Source organism: Pseudoalteromonas sp. NZS100_1, from assembly GCF_015864285.1.
Taxonomy (GTDB): domain Bacteria; phylum Pseudomonadota; class Gammaproteobacteria; order Enterobacterales; family Alteromonadaceae; genus Pseudoalteromonas; species Pseudoalteromonas arctica.
Map to the genome: position 1 here is coordinate 189,827 of NZ_JADYXN010000006.1, position 25,660 is coordinate 215,486.

At 39.6% G+C, this 25,660-nt stretch carries 20 protein-coding genes; 10 read left to right on the plus strand and 10 right to left on the minus strand.

The window, feature by feature from the left end:
• The first annotated feature begins 483 nt into the window (after window positions 1-483).
• The 3 genes from elbB to I6F66_RS06475 all read left to right on the plus strand — a co-directional run bounded on the left by elbB (window position 484) and on the right by I6F66_RS06475 (window position 4,482).
• Window positions 484-1,131 (plus strand): isoprenoid biosynthesis glyoxalase ElbB, encoded by a 648-nt coding sequence (gene elbB, locus I6F66_RS06465; protein ID WP_007582090.1) that lies wholly within the window; start codon window positions 484-486, stop codon window positions 1,129-1,131.
• A 226-nt stretch (window positions 1,132-1,357) separates the two neighbouring features.
• Window positions 1,358-1,753 carry a cytochrome c5 family protein gene (locus I6F66_RS06470; protein WP_007582093.1) on the plus strand — a complete coding sequence of 132 codons (396 nt, stop codon included), beginning with the start codon at window positions 1,358-1,360 and terminating at the stop codon, window positions 1,751-1,753.
• Window positions 1,754-1,917: 164 nt separating this feature from the next.
• Window positions 1,918-4,482, plus strand: a complete 2,565-nt coding sequence (locus I6F66_RS06475) for a diguanylate cyclase (protein ID WP_197208944.1) — start codon at window positions 1,918-1,920, stop codon at window positions 4,480-4,482.
• Between the two features lie 15 nt (window positions 4,483-4,497).
• Here the strand turns inward: I6F66_RS06475 and rep are convergent, their stop codons facing one another.
• The gene (gene rep / locus I6F66_RS06480; RefSeq protein ID WP_024589913.1) at window positions 4,498-6,516 is read right to left on the minus strand and encodes a DNA helicase Rep; all 2,019 of its coding nucleotides are present in this window, start codon (window positions 6,514-6,516) and stop codon (window positions 4,498-4,500) included.
• Between the two features lie 162 nt (window positions 6,517-6,678).
• Between rep and I6F66_RS06485 the strand changes: the two genes are divergently transcribed.
• Entirely contained in the window at window positions 6,679-6,942 is a 264-nt protein-coding gene (locus I6F66_RS06485) for an accessory factor UbiK family protein (protein ID WP_007582099.1), read from the plus strand.
• A gap of 217 nt (window positions 6,943-7,159) precedes the next feature.
• Here the strand turns inward: I6F66_RS06485 and I6F66_RS06490 are convergent, their stop codons facing one another.
• From I6F66_RS06490 to ilvG, 8 genes are all read right to left on the minus strand, one after another.
• A complete protein-coding gene (locus I6F66_RS06490) occupies window positions 7,160-7,804 on the minus strand; it encodes an NAD(P)H-binding protein (RefSeq protein ID WP_121954626.1) in 645 nt (214 codons plus the stop codon).
• A gap of 4 nt (window positions 7,805-7,808) precedes the next feature.
• A complete protein-coding gene (gene can / locus I6F66_RS06495; RefSeq protein WP_007582103.1) occupies window positions 7,809-8,471 on the minus strand; it encodes a carbonate dehydratase in 663 nt (220 codons plus the stop codon).
• Window positions 8,472-8,501: 30 nt separating this feature from the next.
• Window positions 8,502-9,677, minus strand: a complete 1,176-nt coding sequence (locus tag I6F66_RS06500; RefSeq protein ID WP_197208945.1) for a methyltransferase — start codon at window positions 9,675-9,677, stop codon at window positions 8,502-8,504.
• 61 nt (window positions 9,678-9,738) lie between these two features.
• Window positions 9,739-10,773, minus strand: a complete 1,035-nt coding sequence (locus I6F66_RS06505) for an ABC transporter substrate-binding protein (protein ID WP_024594413.1) — start codon at window positions 10,771-10,773, stop codon at window positions 9,739-9,741.
• Between the two features lie 97 nt (window positions 10,774-10,870).
• Entirely contained in the window at window positions 10,871-12,424 is a 1,554-nt protein-coding gene (gene ilvA, locus I6F66_RS06510) for a threonine ammonia-lyase, biosynthetic (RefSeq protein WP_165740391.1), read from the minus strand.
• Between the two features lie 2 nt (window positions 12,425-12,426).
• The gene (gene ilvD / locus I6F66_RS06515) at window positions 12,427-14,283 is read right to left on the minus strand and encodes a dihydroxy-acid dehydratase (protein WP_010553830.1); all 1,857 of its coding nucleotides are present in this window, start codon (window positions 14,281-14,283) and stop codon (window positions 12,427-12,429) included.
• Window positions 14,284-14,386: 103 nt separating this feature from the next.
• Complete coding sequence (gene ilvM / locus I6F66_RS06520) at window positions 14,387-14,632, minus strand: acetolactate synthase 2 small subunit (protein ID WP_165728087.1); 246 nt, start codon at window positions 14,630-14,632, stop codon at window positions 14,387-14,389.
• Window positions 14,629-16,278 carry an acetolactate synthase 2 catalytic subunit gene (gene ilvG / locus I6F66_RS06525; protein ID WP_165728086.1) on the minus strand — a complete coding sequence of 550 codons (1,650 nt, stop codon included), beginning with the start codon at window positions 16,276-16,278 and terminating at the stop codon, window positions 14,629-14,631. The genes ilvM and ilvG overlap by 4 nt, the downstream gene beginning before the upstream one ends.
• A gap of 553 nt (window positions 16,279-16,831) precedes the next feature.
• Between ilvG and I6F66_RS06530 the strand changes: the two genes are divergently transcribed.
• From I6F66_RS06530 to I6F66_RS06555, 6 genes are all read left to right on the plus strand, one after another.
• A complete protein-coding gene (locus I6F66_RS06530; RefSeq protein WP_197208946.1) occupies window positions 16,832-18,502 on the plus strand; it encodes a phosphoethanolamine transferase in 1,671 nt (556 codons plus the stop codon).
• Complete coding sequence (locus I6F66_RS06535; protein WP_024605310.1) at window positions 18,499-18,870, plus strand: diacylglycerol kinase; 372 nt, start codon at window positions 18,499-18,501, stop codon at window positions 18,868-18,870. Before I6F66_RS06530 ends, I6F66_RS06535 begins: the two co-directional genes overlap by 4 nt.
• Window positions 18,861-20,807 (plus strand): LTA synthase family protein, encoded by a 1,947-nt coding sequence (locus I6F66_RS06540; protein WP_197140519.1) that lies wholly within the window; start codon window positions 18,861-18,863, stop codon window positions 20,805-20,807. Before I6F66_RS06535 ends, I6F66_RS06540 begins: the two co-directional genes overlap by 10 nt.
• 63 nt (window positions 20,808-20,870) lie before the next feature.
• Window positions 20,871-21,545 (plus strand): response regulator transcription factor, encoded by a 675-nt coding sequence (locus I6F66_RS06545; RefSeq protein ID WP_007377292.1) that lies wholly within the window; start codon window positions 20,871-20,873, stop codon window positions 21,543-21,545.
• Window positions 21,526-22,962 carry a HAMP domain-containing sensor histidine kinase gene (locus tag I6F66_RS06550; protein ID WP_165741078.1) on the plus strand — a complete coding sequence of 479 codons (1,437 nt, stop codon included), beginning with the start codon at window positions 21,526-21,528 and terminating at the stop codon, window positions 22,960-22,962. Before I6F66_RS06545 ends, I6F66_RS06550 begins: the two co-directional genes overlap by 20 nt.
• 50 nt (window positions 22,963-23,012) lie before the next feature.
• Complete coding sequence (locus I6F66_RS06555; protein WP_197175826.1) at window positions 23,013-23,891, plus strand: TraB/GumN family protein; 879 nt, start codon at window positions 23,013-23,015, stop codon at window positions 23,889-23,891.
• Between the two features lie 47 nt (window positions 23,892-23,938).
• Here the strand turns inward: I6F66_RS06555 and I6F66_RS06560 are convergent, their stop codons facing one another.
• Window positions 23,939-25,348: an ATP-binding cassette domain-containing protein gene (locus I6F66_RS06560; RefSeq protein WP_197175830.1), complete on the minus strand. Its 1,410-nt coding sequence runs from the start codon at window positions 25,346-25,348 to the stop codon at window positions 23,939-23,941.
• Window positions 25,349-25,660 lie beyond the last annotated feature (312 nt).

Below are 25,660 nucleotides of genomic sequence, written 5' to 3' on the forward strand. Positions count from 1 at the left end.
AAGCATGCCATAAGGTAGTAAATAAAACGACAGTGAATTACTGCTTATCGTGTTATTAAAACTATAGCAAGCTGTGGATAAGTGTGTAGATAACAGCCACGAGCTATTCTTCCAAAGCATTATAAAATGCTTAGAAAATACTTTAACTGTATGTTTTAATTTAAAAAAGATAATACGAGGTTCTTTTTTTATTATTTTAAACCAATGTGGAAAAAGGTTTTCTAACGACTGCTTGTGTTGTTATTCACTTTGATTATTCGCGTCCATTTAAATAACCGGAGGAGTATTCTAGCACAATGGATCGAAGATCATAGCGATCCTTTATAATTTTTTTAAAGGCAAAGTGATCGCAAATGGCATAAACCGCAATACAACTTGCATAGAGAATGATTTTTGTACTAAAAATTTATTTTCGCGAGAAATTTTGAGCATGTTAGACTTCATCCGATCGACTTATAAAAAAGACTTTAGGGGCACAAAAGCATGAAAAACGTAGCGGTAATATTAGCAGGGTCTGGTGTGTACGATGGTAGTGAAATTAATGAAGCAATTTTAACTTTATTACATATAGCCAAAAATGGCGCAACGTATCAGTGTTTTGCACCGGATATTGAACAACTTCATACCATTAACCATTTAACGGGCGAAGTAATGCCTGATAAACGTAATGTATTAACAGAAGCGGCTCGTATTGCACGGGGTGACATTAAATCGCTGCTTGAATTAGACGTAACTCAGTTTGACGCATTAATTGTACCTGGCGGTTTTGGCGCTGCAAAAAACTTATGTGACTTTGCAATTAAAGGCGCAAAAGCAAATATTAATGAAGACGTACTTAATGCTTGTAAATCATTTGCAAAAGAAAATAAGCCTGCTGGTTATATGTGTATTGCACCCGCTTTGATCCCATTTATTTACGATAACGCTGTACTTACGATTGGTAACGATGCAGAGACAGCACAAGCGCTAAGCACATTAGGCGCTAAACATATAAATTGTGCAGTAGATGATGTTGTTATTGATCAGCCAAATAAGCTAGTTACAACCCCAGCTTATATGCTTGCGCAATCGATTATTGAAGCCGATGCAGGGATCGAAAAACTAGTTAGTAGCGTATTATCAATAAATTGATATTAGGATCTAAAAGTTAATTGTATGACTGTTTGCGCTTATTAAATTGCTTAACAAAAAACAGTAAATAATTAAATTTTATTGCGTTAACGCAAAAAGTAGTCAGTTTTATTAATAAAAACGCCTCTTAGCATTTTATAAATTGGCTCAGAGAGTTATAATCGGTTTAATTTCCGTCATCTTTAATCGTGATTGATCACGTTCAAATCGAAGTGAGCAAGGCAAAATGAAAAAATTAACAGCTGCAGCATTATTAATGCTAGCAACCACTGCATACGCACAGCCATATGATAACTCTATGACTGAAGATGCAATTAAAGCACGTCTCGCGCCGGTTGGTGCTGTATACCTTGAAGGCGATAAAGCTGCTGTAGCAGCGGCGCCTACAGGCCCTCGTTCTGGTGAGCAAGTGTATCAAGGTGCATGTTTTGCATGTCACGGTACTGGTGCACTAGGCGCGCCTAAATCGCCTGACGATTGGGCTCCACGTATAGCTAAAGGTAAAGACACTTTACTTGAGCATGCACTAAATGGCTTTAATGCGATGCCTCCAAAAGGCACCTGTATGGATTGTTCTGATGATGAGATAAGCGCTGCTATCGACTTCATGACATCTAAGTAAATACAGCTGAAATACACAAAAAAGGTTTACTTCGGTAAGCCTTTTTTAATACCTAAAATAGTGTTTCTAGCCAGTATGATAGTACGAATATCAACTTGACGATAAGCGCTAAAAGTGAAAGTATAAGGCTAATAACTATACAATAAAAATAGCCGGTTAGATCATTGGAAGATAAACTCTCAGTATCGAGTAAATTGGCGTATCAAAATAAACGTCTAAAAACATTACTCAATAAATACAAACAATCACATCACTTACAAAATGCGCTTATACAATTATCAGAGCAAGCAAGTACTGTTGCCGAGCTAACCCTACTTTATCCCGCTATCCACGACATTTTACAAAAATATGTGCCGAGTAAAAGTTTTTATGTGGTGCTATTAAATCAATACAGTCAATCGCTAGAACTTTCTTACTTTTCAGATGAAAAAGATGGTATTGCCGTCGCCCTTAACCAATCAAATAGCTTTGATGAAGGTGCCACTGGTTATGTATTTAAACAGGGTAAAACCACATGTTTTACCAAGCAGCAAATGCAAAATGCCGCAGCAGAAGGCTTATTTAAAGCATTAGGCACTCCAGCAGAGCATTGGGTAGGTGTACCGGTTTACCAAGAACATAATATTATCGGTGTTTTAGCAGCGCAAAGTTACGATACAAAACAAGGCTATAGCTCACAACAAATACAATTACTTGAGTTTATGTCGCTTTATTTAGCAACTGCAATAGAGCGTGTAAAAAAACGAGAGCTCCTTGAGTCAGAAGTTAAAATTCGTACCCGAGCACTCACTCAAAGTAACGACGCGTTAAACCTTGAAATAGAACAACGCAAACGCGCACTTCAACGCCAACAAATTCTATTTAAAATATCTGAAATAGCAACGCAAGCTAAAAACCTTGATGATGCTTACTTTAAGATACATGAAATAATAAAAACAATTACCTACGCAGAAAACTTATATATTGCACTTTACGATAAAGAGTCTGGCTGGATAAGCTTCCCTTATTGTGTAGATGAATTTAAAGAAAACACACAACCAAGACGCTTTGCTAAAGGTTATAGTGAACTGGTAATAAGCACTGAAGAAACGCAACTTATACACCCGTGTAGAGCAAAAGAATTAATAGAAAGCGGTGTAGTACAAAGAGCTAAGCCTGTACAAAAAGAGCAAATGGCCACTAGTTGGTTAGGCGCTCCACTTAAAACAGCTCAAGGTGTTATCGGCCTTATTGTTTGCCAAGCTTACGATAACAAACATATTTTCAGCCGGGATGATTGCGAGTTAATTACCTTTGTATCTCATCAAATTGCAGCGGTTTTACAAACAAAGCTCACCAATCAAGCGATTGCAAAAAGCCATCAAGAACTCGAATTTAGAGTAAACGAAAAAACCAAAGAACTGCGTCAAACAAATCTGCACTTACAAATGCAAATAGATGAGCGTAAAAAAATAGAGCAGCAGCTTTATCACGACGCACATCACGACTCTCTTACTAGCTTACCTAATCGCAGCCTCTTTTTAACTCAGCTTGAAAAAACACTACAACATTATCAGCGCTTTCCTGAACATAATTTTGCTGTTTTATTTATTGATTTAGATAAGTTTAAAGACATTAACGACCAACTTGGTCACCATGCTGGCGATCAGTTTTTAATTAACGTTAGTGAGTTATTTGCCCAGTGTATACGCGAACATGATTTACTAGCACGCTTAGGTGGCGATGAGTTTGTTATTTTATTAACGCACTTAACTGAGCCTCAACAAGCAGAAGATGTCGCTAATCGTATTATCGATTTAATGAAAAAGCCTTTTTTCCTTAAAGGCGAATCACTTCAAAGTGGTGCTAGTATAGGAATAACCTACTCAAAGAAAAGCTATACGCATACGGATGAAATTATTCGTGATGCCGATGCCGCAATGTACCACGCTAAAAACTCCGGAAAAAATCGCTACGAGCTATTTCATCCGCTACTAACACAATCAATACCTGCGCAGGCACTAAAAGCACAACATCACCTTGATATATTACCTATGAGCTTTAGAAGCTCAGAAATAATTACGCTTGATGAACAACATCAGTCTGAATCTTTATTTGAAGCATTTGGTGAACACCCAATACTTGGCTTTACTAGCTTTGATATTTTGAAAAAGTTTGCATCAGATAAAGAACAGCACCTTGAGATAGAGTTACAGTTATTACAACGCGCTTATGCACAAGCAATTACCGCAGATGTAACTATGGCGCTGGTTCCTTGCTCTGGTTTACTACTCGAGGAGCACGAATTTGTTTTATTTACAGATACGCTAAATAAACAACAAGGACATAGCCAGCTCTGTTTGCTATTTGATGAGCAAGAAATTCGTCACGCAAGCGCAACACAAATAGAAAACCTCAAAAAGCTATCACAACTTGGTTATTCAATTGGTTTAAACAATTTTGCTAAAGATCGATGCGAACTTAATTTACTAACCGATATTAATTTTGACTATCTGCTACTTAGCTCGACCTTTAGTAAACGTGTTTTACAACAAGAAAGTTACGATTTTCAGCTACAAGGGGTGCTAGCAATTACGAAGCTCAAAGCAATGAAAGTAATTGCTAAAGGCCCATCAATACTTAATTTTAGAGCTTTACTAGACAAGCACGGTTTGGCATTTTTTGTGGGAAAACAACACGCTCTAGTGTGTTCTGAGTTACCTGAAATACAAGCAACCCAGTCTTTATAAAATTAGCCTGAGGTATTACTCAGGCTTTTTAAACATTGCACGAAGGTTAGCGACTCTTGCTTGGCCTTTTTCCATTCGCTCTGCTTGCGTGTTTGGCGCCTTTTTATTTTCAAACGCGAGATCGTCCTGCGGTAACTCTTGTACAAATCGGCTTAACTCAGTTTGTGAGGTTTCACCAAATTGACGACGTATTTTTGCATAAGTAAGTGTTAACTCCTGCTGCGCACGAGTAATACCGACATAAGCTAAGCGGCGTTCTTCATCTACGTTATCTTCATCAATACTTACCTGATGCGGAAGTAAGCCCTCCTCCATGCCTACCATAAATACATATGGATACTCTAAGCCCTTTGATGCATGAAGTGTTGATAAGTGCACTGCATCGGTTTCATCTTCTTCTTCGTTACGCTCAAGCATGTCGCGAAGGGTTAGCTTGCTAACAACCTCAGCCAATGTCATTGGCTCGTTGTCGGCATCACCGGTCAACATATCGGTGATCCAGCGATACAGCTCAGATACGTTTTTCATACGCATTTCAGCGGCTTTTGCACTCGGTGACGACTCGTACAAATATGCCTCGTAATTAATATTACGCACTAAGTCTTTAACAGCTTCGAGCGTATCACCGCGTACTGCGTTATCGGATAGCTCAACAACCCAGCGTGCAAACCCAGCAAGCGCATTAAAACCACGCCCTTTTAGTCTGTAGCCTAAATCGTTATCAAAACAGGTAGCAAATAAGCTCATGTGCTTTTCGTTAGCAAGCGTACCAAGCTTTTCAAGTGTGACCGTGCCTATTTCGCGTCGTGGTGTATTTACGATACGTAAAAATGCATTGTCATCATCTTGATTAACTAGCAAACGTAAATACGCCATAATATCTTTAATTTCTGAACGAGCAAAAAATGACATCCCGCCACTAATTTTATAAGGGATACGGTTACTCATTAATGATTTTTCAAAGCCACGTGCTTGATGATTACCACGATATAAAATCGCGTAATCTTTATAGCTGGTACGCTTCATAAACTTATGTGAAATTATTTCAGCAACCACACGCTCAGATTCATGCTCTTCATCGCGGCACCCTATTACTTTAATCGGCTCACCATAACCTAGTTCACTAAATAACTTTTTCTCTATGTCATGTGGGTTATTCGCAATTAAAATGTTAGCCGCTTTTAGTATTCGCCCTGCACTTCGATAGTTTTGTTCAAGCTTTATAAGTCTAAGCCCTGGGTAGTCTTTACCTAATAACACTAAGTTTTGCGGGCGAGCACCACGCCATGAGTAAATTGATTGATCGTCATCACCTACCACAGTAAAACGGGCACGCTCGCCTACTAGCAATTTAACAAGTTGATATTGGCTTGTATTGGTATCTTGATACTCATCCACCAGCAAGTATTTAAAGCGTTGCTGCCAGCGCTCACGAGATGTGGCGTTATTAGTAAGTAACAAAGTAGGGATCATAATTAAATCATCAAAATCCAGTGCGTTATAAGCACGCAGTTGATTTTGATAACGAGCATACAGCTGTGCAAACAATGCCTTTTGCGCATCACGCGCTTCGCGTATTGCTTGCTCTGGCAGTACTAATTCGTTTTTCCAACTACCAATTTCCATTTTAAGTAGTTTGAGTAAGTCCTTGTCTTTTTTTAGCTCATCTTCGGTGAGCTCACTTAGAAGCTGATTGGTATCTTGATCATCAAATAACGAAAAGCCGGGTTTAAACCCTAATGTGCTTAACTCTTTTTTTATTATTTCTAAACCGAGTGTATGAAACGTTGATACCCATAAACCTTTAGCGTCTTGCTTTCCGAGCGTTTGCAGTACTCGTTCACGCATTTCTTTGGCTGCTTTATTGGTAAAAGTAACAGCGGCTATATTTCGCGCTTTGTACTCACATTTTTTCACTAAATAAGCGATTTTATTCGTAATAACACGGGTTTTACCAGAGCCTGCGCCTGCGAGTACTAAGCATGGACCACTAATATATTTTACGGCTTCATCTTGTTTAGGATTGAGTTTCATAACGACCAAAGAAATTTAAAAGACGCGCAATTTTAACGTAACCATTACTGCGAGCATAGCAATTGCCTTAATTAATTAAGGTAAAGATGATCATGTGTTAAATACCGTGGGTATAAGGTAATATTAGTTATTATTATTTTAGGCCGCATCGAAGGGACAAATATGATCAACCCAGCAAAACTTGAAGAAATTGCTAAGCAAATTACTAGCAATATGCCACAAGGTGTAAAAAACCTAGCAGAGACACTCGAAGGTAAAACAAAGCAAGTTTTACAAAACAAGCTTGCTGAGATGGATTTTGTGAGCCGTGAAGAATTTGATGTGCAAAGCCAAGTACTTATTCGTACTCGCGAAAAACTAACCGAACTTGAAGCTAAAGTTGCATTGCTTGAGCAACAACTTAGCACTAAAACTGACGCTGAATAATTATACCAATTGCATTAAATTAGTGTTCTATTATAGCGATAAGAAAATAGCTCAATAACAAGGCTAAAGTTATGGTACATAGTTGTTCTATATAAATAATTTTTAACGTAGTTAGTGAGTTATTTAATACGCTAGAATGAGCATTTTTTTAATAAAATTGGTATTAATTTAATGTACAAAAAAGGCAGCTTAGGCTGCCTTTTGCGTTTTACCAAGTTTATTCAAATAGCTCATCTAGCACATAATAAAATAACTTAGCCTGCTGCGCTAAACTCACACTCAGCATTTTTTGCGCAACTTGCTCACCTGTTATTGGTTTGTAACGCTTTAAAAACGGGAGCCGTGTAATAACAGGAAAAATAATACTACCTATCTTTTCTGCCACTCTAAATTGCTCACGATCACCTAATAATAAAGACGGTTGTAAAATACTTATTTTATCAAAAGGGAGTGCTTTAATATGTTGCTCAAGCTCACCCTTCATTTTCAAATAAGCACTATTACTGTGCGTGTTCGCCCCGCTTGATGACACTAAGCAGTAATGCGTAACACCATTACATGCCGCTAACTGCGCCGCTATAAACTGATAATCAAAATCTACTTTACGCTGAGCTTGTGTAGAGCCCGCCTGTTTACGGGTTGTGCCCAAACACGAAAACAATACGTCACCTTTAAAAAGCTCAACGTATTGAGTTAATTTTTCAAAATCAATAACGTGATTAACTAGCTTTGCGTGTGTAATAGGCAAAGCCCGACGACTTAACGTAACCACTTTGGTATAACGATCGCTCTTAAGTAGCTTATGTAGCAACTCATTACCGACCAAACCTGTAGCACCTATTAATATCGCCGTTTTAGTCATAAATTTATTTATTTTCGCCCACTTTATTAAGTACGTGCTGCACTGCTTTTTTGTAGCTTTGCGTTTCTTCACTCGCGCACGTTACTACAGATTCTAAATCATGAAGATGACCGTTTTCTAAACCATAAACCCAACCATGAACGCTTAGCTCTTGGCCGCGCTCCCACGCATCTTGCACAATGTTAGTACGACATACATTACGCACTTGCTCAATTACATTTAGCTCAATAAGGCGGCTTAAACGTTCGCTTTCTGGCATTGCATCAAGTTGTTCAAGATGCTTTTCTTTTACATCCCCTACATGGCGTAGCCAATTATCAATAAAGCCAAATTTTGCATTGTTTAAAACGGCTTGTACGCCACCACAGCCATAGTGACCTACTACCATGATATGTTTTACTTTTAAAACCTCTACAGCGTACTGCATAACCGACAAACAGTTATGGTCAGTGTGTACAACCACGTTTGCAACGTTACGATGCACAAATAATTCGCCTGGTAATAAATCAACTATTTGATTAGCAGGTACACGAGAGTCTGAACAACCAATCCATAAATACTCTGGATTTTGTTGCATAGATAAAATTTTAAAAAACTCAGGATCAGCTTCGCTTGTACGTGCAGCCCAACGTTTATTGTTATCGAATAAATTTTTTAACTTTCTCATTGCATCTCTTATTAAGTCGAGGACGGAAATTTAATGGATATTAGCAAGAATCAAAATATTACGAGGCGTTAACTGCTTTTCACAAAACGTTTTAACGCTTACTTGATAGCCTTGCTGTTGCAAATATAAAGCACGATCGAGCACAAGCCAAACTTCAATTGCCCTTCTGAACACATGTCGAACCAGTTCAACGCGGTCAGTTATTTTTTTTCGAGCAACCCCAACATCTAAATATTTATTATAATCAGTATCTTGAGGTAGGTTTATTGCCTTTTTGTCCGCAGCCCATGCGCAAAATGATTTAAACGAATCTGAGAATATAGCTTTGTTAACCGAAGGTACGCTTAAATAATATTGCTCGCCAGTAATCGATTTTCTAAGTGCATCAAAACCAAGTCGCCATTCTAGTTCTGTTTTACGTACTTTTTCCAGACGAGAAGGCGCTGTAACGGTTTCTTGTAATGCGAGCTTTAAATCGCGATGCGTTAGGTTAAGCTCACTTTTATTTGCAACCTCACTCATTGCACGGTACTCATTAGCCGTAAATAAATGATAGCAACAAGGTGAAAAGCTAATTTGTTGTACTTTCGCTAAACTTGCTTGGCGCATAAATGCTTGGTGCAAACCACCACATGCGTGTAGCGCTACGGCATGCATATCAGCATTAAAAAATTGAGTGATATCCTCTTTTAATACATTAGCTTGGCTAAAGTGCATTGCCAAGCCTTGTTGCTGTGCACTTTTTTGTCCTTGCTCGCATAAGCTTTGTTGCAGTTCAATACTATGCACATCACTTGCGCCATTAAAAGCAAGCATTCGCCCTAAGTGTCCTTTACCCGCACACCACTCTAAAACCGGTTGCTTAGTAGTAGGTAGTGCAGATACAAAATCTTGTAACTGATCAAACTTACGACCTTTAATGCCGTTACTTATCCAAAACGGATAATCAACTCGTGAGTGTGCAGAGCTAGGTAAGTCACATAGCTTAGCAAGTTCATCAAGTTGGTTTATGTGTTGGCTAAAAAATTGGTATAGCTGATTTTGATCGTTATCAAGAACGGTTAACTGATCATCAGTTAGTTCGTTAAGTATGCCTTGCAGCTCTGGCCAAGGAATAGTGTCAAAATCAAATGCGGTGCACTGCCAATACTGACGATGGCGCATCAAAAGTGAATCAAGTGCAAAAAATTGCTCGGCTAAAGTCATAACAGCTTAAAAAATAAAAAGACAATTAATTATATCAGCTCAGTGAGCTCTCATTAAGCAGTTATTTTTGGCTAAAAATCAGCCGTAAATACAAAGGTATTGAAATAATACTCACCAAAATAGCTGCTATAAGCATCCATGATAATTGCATCTTTTCTGGCTCTTGGTATTTATAAATAAAGTGAGATTTCACTTCGTCAAATTCGTTTTGCTGTATGCCATATAAGTCAGCAATTAAACGCCACTTTGCTATCGACATATGCCCTAAACTGGTAGTGGGTGGGGTTATATAACTTTTTAGTACTTCAGCCTCAAAGGCGAGCTGATGAAAGCTCTTACTCGGTGCATAGTTTTGCTGGGTGACTGCAATGGCTTCATCCATATTCATCATTGCATAGCGCCAACCTTTTAGGCTCGCTTGGTAGAATTTTTCGACCGTTTGTGGATTTTGCTTAAGCATGTTTTCGCTGGTAAATAAAATGTCGCTATATACATCCATACCATAACGCTGTGGGCAAACAAGCCGATGAGCTACGCCTTGTTGAGTCATATAATAAGGCTCTGTAGTAACATAAACTTGCATAGCATCTAGCTTGTTTTCAATCCAAGCCTGGTTAAAATTTTCGCCATTGTAAACTTTGAGTTTATCTACATCAACGCCACTGCGTTTAAGCATAATAAGTAGCTCGGTGCCGTCATTTTTGCTCACAGCAGTGATACGTTTATTAACAAAGTCACGAGGGTGAAAAATATCAGACGTGTCTTTTACCATCCAGCAATAAGGTGAAAACTGCAATAAGGCTGCCATTGCAACAAAAGGCTGACCATTAATACGTTGCTGTAAAATACCAGAATGCCCTACACCAAATTGTGCTTCGCCACTGGCCACAGGACCAAAGGTATCAGGTTTCATTGGATTAGCTTGTTTAATAGTTACATCAAGGCCCGCTTCATTATAAAAGCCTTTTTGCTTAGCCATATAGTAGCCAGCAAACTGAAACTGATGTGTCCATTTTAGCTGTAATGTGACTGATTCTTGCGCCGCGATATGGCTGCAAAAAAAGCACAATCCAATGATTAATCCTTTAAATAGCAAATAGGTGTCCTCAAAAAGTATGACGATTACCTGTAACTATATGTAAAACGTGTAATAAAGCAAGCACCCTAGTTAGGTGCCAGCCTTTAAAGAAGGATTATACTGAGGCGAGTTTTTCGGCTTTTTCTGCTTGCGGTTTTGATGTTAAAAATTGGGTAAAACACGGGTTTTGTGTTTCATCTTGTACACTGTAACCTAAGCGATTCAAATGCTCGTTAAACATCTCATACTGACTCGGCTCAATTGCAAAACCTGCCAGTACATTCCCCATCGAACCACCGTGATTACGATAATGAAACAAGGTAATGTTCCAATTGCTGCCTAAAGTATCTAAAAAGCGTGCAAGCGCACCCGGATACTCAGGAAATTCAAAACGCAATAAACGTTCATGTAATTGCTCTGGTGCTTTTCCGCCAACCATATAACGCACATGTAATTTAGCGAGTTCGTTATCCGACAAATCGCAAAATTGATAATCGTTATTTGTTAAGTCTTGCTTTAACTCATTAAGCTCTTGCTCGCCTTGGCGCAGAGCAATGCCCACAAATATTTGTGCTTCACCAGGCCCTGCATAACGGTAGTTAAATTCAGTAATAGCACGGCCACCTAAAGAAGCACAAAACTGTTTAAAACTGCCTTTTTCTTCTTTAATAGTAACGGCTAATAGCGCTTCGTTTTTTTCACCCAGCGCAGTGCGCTCTGCAACATAACGCAGGCGATCAAAGTTTAAATTAGCACCCGAAAGCACAGCCGCTAAATGTAGTCCTTTTAACCCCGACTGCTGACTCCACTTTTTAAGCCCAGCCGTTGCAAGTGCACCTGATGGCTCTGCAATTGCACGCGTAGATACAAAAATATCCTGCATGGCTGCACATATTTCATCGCTAGTAACGGTTACGACTTCATCGCAAAACTTTTGCGCTAAACGAAATGTTTCAGTGCCAATAATTTTAACCGCTACGCCATCGGCAAAACTACCAACGCGATCAAGCTCTACTGGCTTACCAGCTTCAAGTGCTGCTTGTAAACACGCACTTTCGTCGGCTTCTACGCCAATTACTTTTATATCTGGACGCAACGATTTAATGTAAACCGCCATACCAGCAAGTAAACCGCCGCCGCCAACAGGAATAAACACAGCATCAAGCTCGTTTAATTGCTGCATTAACTCGCGTGCTACAGTGCCTTGACCAACAATGACATCCGGATCGTCAAATGGCGGGACAAATATACCGTTACGCTGATCTGTAAGCTCAAGCGCATAGGCTTTTGCTGCATCAAAATGATGGCCATGTAATACAACTTCACCGCCAAGTGCGCGCACTGCGCTGACTTTTATTTCAGGCGTTGTTACTGGCATTACAATAGTTGCTTGATGCCCAAGGTGAGATGCACTTAATGCAACCCCTTGAGCATGATTACCCGCAGAAGCAGTAATAACCACTGAGCCTTTAGGTAATTTATTTAATTTGTTATACGCACCGCGTAACTTAAATGAATACACGGGCTGTTGGTCTTCACGCTTTAACCAAACATGGTTACCTAGCTTTTTACTGAGTTCAGCCATTTCGCTAACCTCAGTAACTTTAGCCAAAGGCTCCATGTTTGCTTGAATAATAGCGCGAAAATAATCGAGCTCTTGAGAGACCATAATTAACTAAGCGCCTCCAATTTAGCTAAGTCGCGCACAGCGCCTTTATCAGCACTTGTTGCAAGTAATGCATAAGCCTTTAAAGCAGACGAGACATAGCGCTCACGATCAACTGGCTTGTACGCCATTTTTCCGCGTGCTAATTGCTTTTGTTTACGTGCCTCAAGTTCTTCATCGCTTAGCGCTAATGTGATTTCACGTGTTGCGATATCAATAATGATTTTGTCGCCATTTTCAACATAAGCGATTGCACCACCACTCGCCGCTTCTGGCGATACATGGCCAATTGATAAACCCGAAGTACCACCCGAAAAGCGACCATCAGTAATAAGTGCGCATTTTTCAGCTAAGCCTTTCGATTTTAAGTAGCTTGTTGGGTATAGCATTTCTTGCATACCTGGGCCGCCTCTAGGGCCTTCGTAACGAATAACAACAACATCGCCGGCTTTTACTTCGTTATTTAAAATCCCTTCTACTGAATCATCTTGTGATTCGTATACAATGGCGGTGCCTTCAAAATGTAGCATTTCATCAACTACGCCAGCACTTTTTACAACACAGCCATCAACCGCTAGATTACCCGAAAGCACAGCTAAACCACCGTCTTGGCGAAAAGCATGTTCAACGCTTCGAATACACCCATTCACGCGGTCATTATCGCCTTCATCCCAACGACACTCTTGGCTCATTGCTTTAGTAGTACGAATGCCCGCAGGACCCGCACGGTAAAATTTGCGCGCAACTTCGTTAGTTGGGTCGGTTGCATCCCATTTTTTAACAAGCTCAGCCATTGTTGACCCAGCTACATGATTAACCGACATGTCAACTAAGCCCGCTTTACCAAGCTCGCGTACAACAGCCATCATGCCACCTGCACGGTGGACATCTTCAATATGGTACTCTGGTGTTGCCGGTGCAACTTTACATAAAAACGGTGTTTTACGAGAAAGCGCATCAATGTGCGACATATCAAAATCAACGCCGGCCTCTTGCGCTGCTGCGAGTAAATGTAATACGGTATTTGACGAGCCGCCCATTGCAATATCAACAACCATTGCATTCATAAAGGCTGTTTTATTGGCAATTGCGCGTGGCAATACATCTTGATTATCTTTTTGATAATACTCACGACATAAATCAACAATACGAGCCCCTGCTTCAACATACAGTTGTTTACGGTCTTTATGGGTAGCAAGCGTGGTACCGTTACCCGGCAGTGCCAAACCTATAGCCTCTAACAAACAGTTCATTGAGTTTGCAGTAAACATGCCTGAGCACGAACCACATGTAGGACACGCAGAGCGCTCTACTTGCTCTGAATCTGCATCACTTACCGATTCATCTGCGCCTTTAACCATGGCATCAACTAAATCAAGTTTAATGTCGATGTTAGCAAGTTTAGTTTTACCCGCCTCCATTGGACCGCCCGATACAAATATCACCGGTATATTTAAACGTAGCGCTGCCAGCATCATCCCTGGGGTGATTTTGTCGCAGTTTGAAATACAGATCATCGCATCGGCGCAGTGTCCATTTACCATGTATTCAACCGAGTCAGCAATTAAATCGCGTGAAGGCAATGAATAAAGCATACCGCCGTGTCCCATCGCAATGCCATCATCAATAGCAATGGTATTAAATTCTTTTGGAACGCCACCGGCTTGGGTTATTGTCTCACCCATAAGCTCACTAAGCTGATTAAGGTGTACATGCCCTGGTACAAATTGTGTAAACGAGTTAACTACGGCAATAATCGGTTTACCAAAATCAGAGTCTGTCATACCTGTTGCGCGCCATAATGCTCTTGCGCCTGCACGTTTACGTCCTTCAGTTGTTGTTGCACTTCTTAATTTAGCCATAGTTACCTCAGTTTTTGCCGCAATATAAGCGGGCATTCCTCATTCTAAAATTGGTGAATAACCGAGTGACTCAGTTACTCGTAAATTATTTTGTAATTCGTAATTATACAGCCTGTTGGTGCTGTAAATTTTGTAAAGTGACTTCTTTTACATCCACCAGCTTGTTTAGCTGGCTGGTTAATAGATGAATAGGTTTATCACTATCTACCGTCATGGCTACGTTGTATAAGCCATCATCTATATTGAGCTGAAAATGCGTTAGGTTAAAACCACGATGACGCACCACTCGTAAAAAGCGTTCTACCGCTATACTTTGGCTTTTTAATGCAATAGTTAGGCTGTGTTTCATTTTGCTTTCTCCGTCATCATTTCGTCGTTAGCAGCCCCAGGTGGTACAAGTGGCCAAACATTTTCTTTATCATCAATACAAGCATGTACTATGTACGGGCCTTTGCTGTTAACTAATGCTGTAATAGCATCATCAACTTGGTTAGCGTGGGTAATTGTTTGCCCTGGAATACCAAATACAGCAGCTAGTTGCACAAAGTCTGGGTTGTCCGAAAGGTTAGTTTCAGAGTAACGTCCTTCAAAAAACAGTTCCTGCCATTGGCGAACCATACCCAAGCGCTGGTTATCTAAAATTAATATTTTTACTGGTAAATTGTTACGGCGAATCGTGGCAAGCTCTTGAATATTCATCATGATTGAGCCGTCGCCTGATACGGTAATTACAAAGTCATCAGGGCGTGCTACTTGTGCGCCAATAGCGGCCGGTAAACCAAAGCCCATTGTGCCTGCGCCACCACTACTTAAATGATTACTCGGGTGGCTAAATTTCATATGCTGCGCGACCCACATTTGGTGCTGGCCAACATCACAGCACACAACGCCAGTTTTTGGCATACGCTCACTAAGCTGACTAAGTAAATAAGGTGCATAAACCTTCTCACCTGGGTAGTCGTAACGCCACGCGTGCTTAATATTCATTTCTTTATTTGTGTCACACCAAGCTTTAGGTGTTACAAAACACTCAAGTGCTGGTAAAGAGGTTTTTAAATCAGCAATTAATGAAGCTTTAGCAGGTTTTCGCTTACCTACTTCAGCGGCATCTATATCTAAATGAATTACTTTAGCTTTAGCTGCAAATTTAGCTAAGTTACCCGTTACGCGGTCATCAAAGCGCGCCCCTATACATACAAGCACATCACATTCTTGCACAGCAATATTAGCCGCTTGAGTACCATGCATACCTAACATACCTAAGTAGTGTTCGTAATCAGGTAGTACACTGCCCAATGCTTTAAGTGTTGATACAGCCGGCATTTGCGTTTTATTTAAAAACTGCATTAACTCGTCTTGCGCGTCAGCGGCTTGTACACCACCGCCTACGTACGCTACAGGCTGCTTTGCTTCACTAAGTAATTGATTAGCAATAGCAACTTGATTTAAATCTAATTGTGGTAAGTATTCATCAGCTGCAAGCCAAGGCTTAAAAGGTACTTGCGCCATTTGAATATCTTTTGGGATATCGACAAGTACAGGACCTGGTCGGCCGCTTTGCGCTAAATGAATAGCTTCTTGTAATATCTCTGCTAAGTCTTCCGCTCGTTCTACCATGTAGCTGTGCTTAGTACACGAAAGCGACATACCTAGTACATCTATTTCTTGAAACGCATCTGAACCAATAGCTGCAGTAGGCACTTGGCCGGTGATCGCCAATAATGGTACTGAGTCCATCATCGCATCAGCAAGGGCAGTTATTAAGTTAGTTGCACCTGGGCCCGATGTTGCAAAACACACACCTAATTTACGCGTGCTGCGAGCATAACCAACAGCTGCAAACCCTGCACCTTGCTCATGACGAGTAAGGTAGTGTTTGACTGGCGCGCCATACAGCGCATCGTAAATTGGCATAATAGCTCCGCCTGGGTAGCCAAATACTTCATTTACGCCGTGTTTGGCCAATAAGTCGATTGTTAGTTCTGCGCCTGTCATTAATAAACCCTCATTCCTCAGTGACAACCCAATTACATTTTTACGCTAAAAACTTTGCCCTTAAAACTAAAAAGCCCTCCGAACGGTTAAGTGCGGAGGGCTTTTTTAATGCTTAAGTTTTTAAAGCACTACGAAGCCCTCGCGGGAATAATCACCACGATAATAATCAGGACTAGGTTAAGTGCGTTTGTAAGCATGTAATTAATACCAAATTTTGTTCAATTATCGCGAAGGTTATTCCTTCGCTCTCTTTTTATATTAGTACCGCGCTAGGCCCTTTAAGTCAACACCAAAGTTAATCTAACAAAAAGACTAAAAGGCAATTTATCAGGTTTTAAAATTCATTATACAAGCTAGTAGTGGTTTTTTTATGCTCTAATTTTATTCTCAGAAATTCACTATTCTTATATCCCTTATTTAAGGTTTGATTAATTTTTAAGAATATTTTTATAAATAAAATTATTTATCACCTTCAGGTAATGCGTAGGTTCTCTTAAGCGACTCTTAAGTGTTGTTGCATAGCATGGCGTTGTTATTTTAAACGAGCCTAAATATGAACGTAATTAGTCAAACACCAGCACAAAAAAAGCCAAATCGTAGTAAACGGTTTTACATTCACTGTAGTGCAAATGCCTTTGTAGTGATGATTGCCTGTTATTACTGTTTAGTTATAAACATTCCTTTTATTCAAGGTTCGTTTAGCGCCATAACCTCTCTTGCATCTTTTTCATGGCTATTTTTACTTTCAGTCCCGCTACTTTTGTTATGCCTTTTAATTATTTTCTTTTCGATAGTGTCGGTTAGATGGTTATTAAAACCAGTTAACTATCTTTTACTGATAATTTCGAGCGCCGTGCTTTACGGCTCATTAAATTACGGTGTCGTGTTTGACTATTCAATGATTCAAAACACGTTCGAAACCGATTCAAGCGAAGCGCTGAGCTATTTAAATCCGCAACTCATAGCCTTTTTACTGTTGTTTTGTGCGCTACCTGTTTTTATATTAAGCAAAGTAAAAATACACTTTACTCGCCCTCATCAAGAAGCGATTAGCCGCATAAAACTTATTATTGCCTGCTTAACGCTAATTGCTTTAGTGGTCGCTAACTTTTACGCCGATTACGCAGCCACTGGTCGTAACAACCGCATTTTGAAAAAAGAAATTATTCCGTTTCAATACCTCTCTAGCGGTTATAAATATATGCGCGATCAGCTGCTGTATACCAATATAGAATTTAAAAATATAGATGCAACACCCACTCTTATTGCGCCTAACACCACCAGCGTAACCGTTATGGTTGTTGGCGAAACCGCACGAGCAGAAAACTTTGCTTATCAAGGTTATAAGCGCAACACAAATTCTTACACACAAAAGTACAATGTGACGTATTTTAATAATGTGGCGTCTTGTGGCACCGCTACTGCTGTGTCTGTGCCGTGTATGTTTTCACTGCAAACACAAGATAACTTTGATCGATTAGCAGCCGACAACCAACAAAACCTGATTGACTTAGCACAACAAGCTGGCAGCGATGTATTGTGGGTTGATAATAACAGCGGCTGTAAAAACGTATGCCCTCGTGTTGTTAACATTGATATCCCAACCACCCCATCAGCGCTTTGCGATGGGAAATATTGTTTTGATGAAGCACTCCTTGCTCCACTTAAACGCAAACTCGCTAATTTAAGCCAAGCTAACACCGTTCTTGTCCTACATATGATGGGCTCACACGGGCCAACTTACTTTAAACGCTACCCAGATAAGTTTAAGCAATTTACGCCTACGTGCGATAGAAGCGACATTCAAAACTGCTCACTCGATGAATTAGTTAATACCTACGACAACACAATTGCGTACAGCGACTTTGTTAACGCCCAAGTAATTGAGCAATTAAAAGCACTGCCAAACAACATAGATAAGCAGTTTTTATATGTCTCTGACCATGGTGAATCACTTGGCGAAGCCGGTGCTTATTTGCATGGTTTTCCGTATAGCTTTGCCCCAAGTACACAAACACATGTCCCCCTTTATATGTGGGCTGATGAGCATAACCAGCGCATTACTAATACCTGTTTAGCTAATTTAGACACCCGCGCTGCGCGCTCACACAACAATATTTTTCACACCCTTTTAAATTTAATTGGCATTAAGAGCAAAACATATCAGGCATCGCTTGATTTACTTGCTAGCTGCCAAACAACACCAAGCGAAATACAATTATGAGCAATAAAACCGTTATAAAACGCCAAGGCTTAATGCGCCTTATTTTTACCTTAAGCCATTCTTTTAACGGCTTAAAATGGATGAGTCGATTTGAAGCGGCGTTTCAACAAGAGTTAGCACTGTTTTCGTTACTCGGTGTGTTTGTGTGGCTACAAGAAATTGCACTAAGCGACAAGTTATTACTGATAGCCAGCCTGCTTTTTGTATTGTTTGCTGAGCTGGTAAATACGGCAGTTGAGGTTGTAGTTGATAGAATTGGCAGTGAATACCATGAGCTTTCGGGGCTAGCTAAAGATATTGCCTCTGCAAGCGTGTTTATAGCTATGCTAATTGCCGCTCTTATTTGGTGGGCTGTGTTATGGGCATAAAGCTAACTTTTATACCTAAAATACAAAATGCACTTGGCCCTGTATGGATTTTTGTTGTATTTACTGTTTTGGCACTTAGCTTTTTAACACTTGCTCGCTTTGGATTAAGTGTATGGCAAGGGGAGCGTGTATTTGGATCGCATGCGTGGTTATCTATATTTATAGGTGGGTTAAGAGTAGATATAGCCACTCTAAGCTACATTATTATGCCCGCATTACTACTTAGTTTACTGACGCAAAGCGTAGGTTGGCAAATTAAAGTACGCGGCCTCATTAAAATTTATTTAGTGGGGATGTCTGCTTTACTCGTTTTTTTTGAAGTGATTACGCCTACATTTATAAACGAATACGATTTACGCCCAAACCGCTTATTTATAGAATATTTAATTTACCCTAAAGAAGTCTCAAAAATGATTTTTTCAGGCTATAAGTTAGAAGTATTTATTGCTGTTATAGCACTTATTTTAAGCTGTAAATTTGCAGGTAAAGTATTTGGCAATCAATGGCAAAGTACGTCATCACTAACAGGCTTAAACCAATCAATTTTAGCGCTCGTTTTAGTATGCTTAACTATTTTGGGCGCGCGTAACTCATTAGGGCACAGACCACTTAACCCCGCCATGGTCTCGTTCTCTACTGATCACTTACTTAACGACTTAACCCTTAACTCACTTTATAGCGTCGCATTTGCAGTTAAGCAACTCTCTAACGAGCAATCAAGCCAAGACTATTATGGCAAAATGCCTACCGATGAATTGCTTAGCATTGTGCGTAGTAACATGCAAAACACGCAAGCCGCATTTAATGATGTAACCGCCCCTACAAAAACGTTTCATGAAGCAAGTAATATAGGTAAACCCAAAAATTTAGTCATTATTTTACAAGAAAGTTTAGGTGCTCGTTATGTAGGCACGCTTGGCGGTTTACCGCTTACACCTAATATAGACGCCCTTTATAAACAAGGCTGGGGGTTTGATAATTTATACGCCACGGGTACACGTTCAGTGCGTGGGATTGAGGCGGTAATTACAGGGTTTACACCCACACCTTCGCGTGCGGTTGTTAAGCTTGATAAATCACAACGTGACTTTTTTACCATTGCTGATTTTTTAGCGAAGCAAAATTACAACACGCAGTTTATTTATGGTGGCGAAAGCCATTTTGATAACATGCGCAGCTTCTTTTTAGGCAACGGTTTTAAAAGTATCGTAGATACAAATAACTTTAATAAAATAGATTTTAATGGCTCGTGGGGCGCATCAGACGAAGACTTGTACGACCAGGCCGACATAGAACTTACTAAGCTTAAAAATCAAAACAAACCCTTTTTTAGCCTTATATTCTCAAGCTCTAATCATAGCCCGTATGACTTTCCTGACGATAAAATAACGCTGTACGATAAACAAAAACAAACCCGTAATAATGCAGCAAAGTATGCCGATTACGCACTAGGCACGTTTATCGAAAAAGCTAAAAAATCGAGCTACTGGGACGACACTGTATTTATAGTTATTGCTGATCACGACTCGCGTGTATCTGGGGCGAGTTTAGTACCGGTTGATCACTTTAAAATTCCGGCCGTTATTTTTGGTAAAAATATTACCCATAAACGAGATAGCCAACTAGCCAGCCAGCTCGATATTCCTGTGACTCTACTGTCTTTAATTGGCGCAAGTGGTAAGCACCCTATGATAGGTCATGATTTATCAAAGCCAATTAGCGACAACAAACAACGCGCAATGATGCAATACGACAAAAACTTTGCCTACATGCACGATAATAAAGTGGTGGTGTTACAACCACAAAAATCAGCAACCACCTATACGTATAGCAATAACCAGCTTGTGCCATGTGAAAACGATGAGCAACTAGTTAAAAAAGCCCTAGCCCACGCGAACTTGGGTAATTTAGCCTACACAAATGGTTGGTATCATTAACCAAGTGACTTGATAATAAAGCCTTGTTAAAGTAACAAGGCTATTTTTATAAACCGAGTAAACATGAAAATCCTCGTTATTGAAGACTCTGAAGCACTAAGACGCAGCTTGCAAGTTGGCCTTAGCAACCTTGGTTTTACCGTAGATGAAACTGGTGATGGCTCAGAAGGGTTGAGTATGGCACTGAGTGGAAACTACGACCTCCTCGTGCTTGATTTAATGCTACCGAGCGTTGATGGCATGAGTATTTTACAAGCACTGCGCAGCAGTAATAGCCAAAGCCGTGTGCTAATTTTATCGGCACGAAGTGAGCCTCAAGATAAAATTAACGGCCTTATGAAAGGCGCTGACGATTATTTAACTAAGCCATTTTCGTTTGAAGAACTCCATGCTCGCGTCCTTGCATTACTTCGTCGTGGTTCACTGCAAAACCAACAAAATACCCTTACCGTAGGTGATTGCGTATTAGATCTGTCACTTAAAACGCTTCATTACAAGCAACATGCCATTGAGCTCACGCGTAATGAATACAAAATAATAGAATGCTTATTTAACGCCCCAGAGCGAGTATTGGGGCTTGAGCTTATAAGTGAAGCGGTGGTAGGGCAGTTTGATATGCTCTCTAAAAATGCGCTTGAAGCACACATCTCAACCATACGTAAAAAAGTAAGACAGTTTGATGGCGAGCTCCCGATAAAAAATAAACGTGGATTTGGTTATGTCGCAACAACAAAATAAAAATCACTCAATAAAACGTAAACTCGTTAATAATATTAGCGCTGTGATCTCTGTTATTTTATTCACCATATTTTTAACCGTTGATCTAAGTGTTGATACTTGGGTGGAAGATCAGTTCAATCAGTCTCTAACTAACAAAGCTAACTACTTAAAAACCTTAGTTGAGGATGACAACAACGTAGTTGAATTTGATTTTGCTGGTGAGTTTATGTCGGAGTATGAAGCAGCCGATGCCACGGAGTTTTACCAATTATGGCATGGCCGTGATGTGTTTGAGCGCTCGGACTCATTAGAGCTTTATGAAAATGCTAACCTACCTTTTTTAGAAATGCCGATAAACGAATCTAAAATTATAGATTACGAGCTTCCTAACGGGCGTGATGGCCGCGCACTTATAAGTCACTTTGTAGCCCAAAAAGACGATAGAAACCCCACTCACTCTGCTGTTTTTAATACCATGACTCTTGCGATTGCAGCGCCGACAGCCGAACTTAATAAAGTACTGATTATTATTGATGTGGTCTTTATTTTAACCTGTGTACTTGGTGTGTTTGGTGTGCGCTATTTAGTGACACGTATTGTAAATAAAGGTCTGCACCCGCTACACAACTTAAACGACCAAATTAAGTTACTCGATATTACCGGTGTTGCGCAAACAATAGAAAGCGACTTTAAAGTAGAAGAAATAGAACCTATACGTAACGAGCTAAATAAGTTTATTACCGTTAATCAGCAACTCTATAGTAATGAAAAACGCCTAACAAGCGACATTGCACACGAGCTTAAAACCCCAATAGCTGAACTAATAAGCCTCTCAGAAGTGGCTATTCGCTACCCTGACGATAGACGCATTAGCGACACCTATACCAGTGATGTGCTTAATATTTCACAGCGTATGAAAACGATTGTTAGCAACCTATTACTGTTGCAGCGCTCAAGTAGCAGTGCAATGCAATTAAATGCACAAAATATCATTCTAAATAACCTAGTAAATCAAATTGTTGATGAGCTGACCTTTAAGCACCCAACTATTAAAGCGCGTTTAAATAATGAGATAACTGACGAGTTTACACTTAATGCTGACGAATTTAGTTTAAATACCATTTTATGTAACTTAATCGATAACGCACTATTTTATGGACTCCCTGAGGCACCAATTAAATTAACTGCCGTAAATAACAGCACAAACATGACCATCTCTGTTAGTAACAAAGTAAATAAACCACTAAGTAGTGAACAGCTCACTGCTATTTTTGACCCGCTCTATCAGCTAGATTCATCTAGAACTAATAACCAGCGCCATGGTTTAGGATTATCAATTGTACAGAGCTTATGTAACTTAAATGGCTTTACTATCACGGCCAGTAATACCGAAAGCAATACGTTAACGTTTATATTAACGTTACCTCTGAAGTAAATTTAGGTTAGTATTTACACTACTAACCTTCGAGATTTTAAGGACAAACCATGAATGCTCTTACCCGTATTAGCCACTTTTTTATTGTGGCATTGCTTATAACATTTAGCCTTAACAGCTATGCAGCTCCCGCCTTATATAAAATAGAAAAAAATGGCGTCAGCTCTTACTTATTTGGCACTGTACACGTTGGTGATGCCAGCATGAAAGGCTTACCTAAAAATGTAACCGATGCAATTAGCGCAAGCAAAGAAGTCATTGTTGAAGTTGATATAAGCAAACTTACACCACTTGAAATGCAACAGCGCTCAATGCCATTTATGATGCTAAGTGACGGTAAAACATTACAAACTGAGCTTTCAAAGCAAAATTATACCAAGCTAAAAAATTACTTTGCTAAAAAGTCGATTGATATTGCTATGTTTAATGGCTTAAAGCCTTGGGCTGTTATGGTGACTATGATGCAAATTGAATTTCAAAATGCAGGATATTCAGATAAAACCGGCATAGACAAGCAAGTGCTTAGTTATGCTAAAGAGCATAAAATAAAAATTGGTGAGCTTGAAACTCTAGAGCAACAACTGCAAATGTTTGATGGCATGGCGCTATTAAGCAATGAAATGATTGAAGAAACCTTTGAGCAACTCAGCGATATTAATACTTACTTTATCAAATTAGTTAATGCCTGGAAAAACGGGGATATGGATACACTAACCGATTACTACAACATGAGTTTTGATGACAGTAATTATGGTGAAATTAGCGAGCAAGTAATGCTAACTAACCGCAATAATAATTGGGTTAAACAACTCACACCGCGTTTAGCAAACGAGCAACTATTTATTGCCGTAGGCGCTCTGCATTTACCTGAAAAACACGGGTTACTTAAACAGCTACGAGATAAAGGCTTTAGCGTTACTCGTCTTTAAAATAAAAATGGGTTGAGTGAATTTTCGCTCAACCTTTCTCTGAGCTTTTAATTAAAGTCTTCCATTTTTAAGTAATTCTCTATTCCTTTAATTTTGTCTGCCGCATGATGATTTACATAAATCACAGTACTTGTATTAGCAGCACAAATTTTCTCTATTAGTAGCAGTACACGTTGCCTGTTTGCTTCATCTAATCCTAAGCAAGGTTCATCTAAAATAAGTAACGTTGGATGCTTTACCATAGCTCGTACAATTAAAAGCATACGTTGATCGCCGTACGAAAGCTGGGTGAATGAGGTGTTTTGCTTGTCACTTAAACCAATAAATGCCAGCCACTGTTGAGCAATATTAACTTGTGCGTCGCTCGGCTTTTGATATAAACCTATGCTGTCATAAAAACCAGATATAACAGTATTTAAAGCCGATATACTTACGCGATAATCCATATGTAGCGCGTTAGATATAAAACCAATATGCTGTTTTATATCCCAAATACTCTCCCCTGTCCCACGTTTAAAACCGAACACTTCAATGTCATTGTTATAACACTGTGGGTTATCACCTGTTATTAAATTTAATAGGCATGTTTTACCTGAACCGTTCGCTCCAGTAAGCTGCCAATGCTGATGCTTTTTTATAGTCCAATTGAGATTTTTGAATATGCTTACGTCACTATAACTAACTTTAGCATTACTCAATTTAACTAAGGTATTACCAGTGAATGTCTTTTGCTCTTGTTCGGTATCAGGAGATGGCACATCCAATGAAGTATGCTCTAAATGAAGTAGTTTTAGTAAGTCACTTAATTGCTCACTACTTGGCTTTGCTAAAGTATGTAACAAGCAGCCTTGGTTTACATAACCATAGTGAGTAATGAATGAAGGCATTTCGTCTAAGCGGTTTAGCACAAAAACAAAAGTAATCGTGTGGCTAAGCTCTATGAGTATTTTATTAAGTTGCTGGCAAGATTGTACGTCGAGTCCATCAAATGGCTCGTCAAGTACGACTAACTCACTATGGGAGCTGAGTGCTTTTATAAGTAGGAGTTTACGAGTTTCACCCGTTGAAAGGTCTCTAAAATGCCTATTTAGTAATGAGCTAAATTTAAATAATTCTATTAGCTGCGCTAATAACTCATCATTATTACTATGCCCTGTAAAAATAAGGTCTTTAACGAGGGAGTGCTTTTCATGCTCTAATTCTTGAGCTAGTAACTGTTTATGCGAATCTGAAGACACGAGCATAAGCTTATTAATACTACTTATACGCTTACCACTTTCGCACTTAGCTTCACCAACTAACGCAGCTGTCAGTGCAGATTTACCGGCTCCATTAGCACCTAGAAGCAGCCAATGTTCTCCTAGATTCACTTGCCAATCTAGGTTGCATATGTCGTAACGACTTTTGCCTTGCCCTTGTAAGTAACCATTAAATTGCTCAAGCGTAATTGACTGCACTAACTTTTCCTAATAAACCTTAAAACAGCAAGTTAACGCATATTAAAAGAGCTTAGCAAGCTTGTTATCTGCAAAATTAATTTATTTCACTAGGGCGTGTTGATCTTTGTGGATTGAAATTTGTTCAATCTAGGGGCGATTAAATCGCGGCGCGAGGTTTGTAACCTAGTGGGCTAAGTAAAAACCGAGTAAAGCTTCCGCGTCCTGCTCACGCCCCTTACCTACATCCATGTAGGCAACAAAGAGTTAATCGTCCCTAGAAAGAACCCAATGGGCAGCGCATGTTTGGTATTTATGCTGCGTTATCGCCTA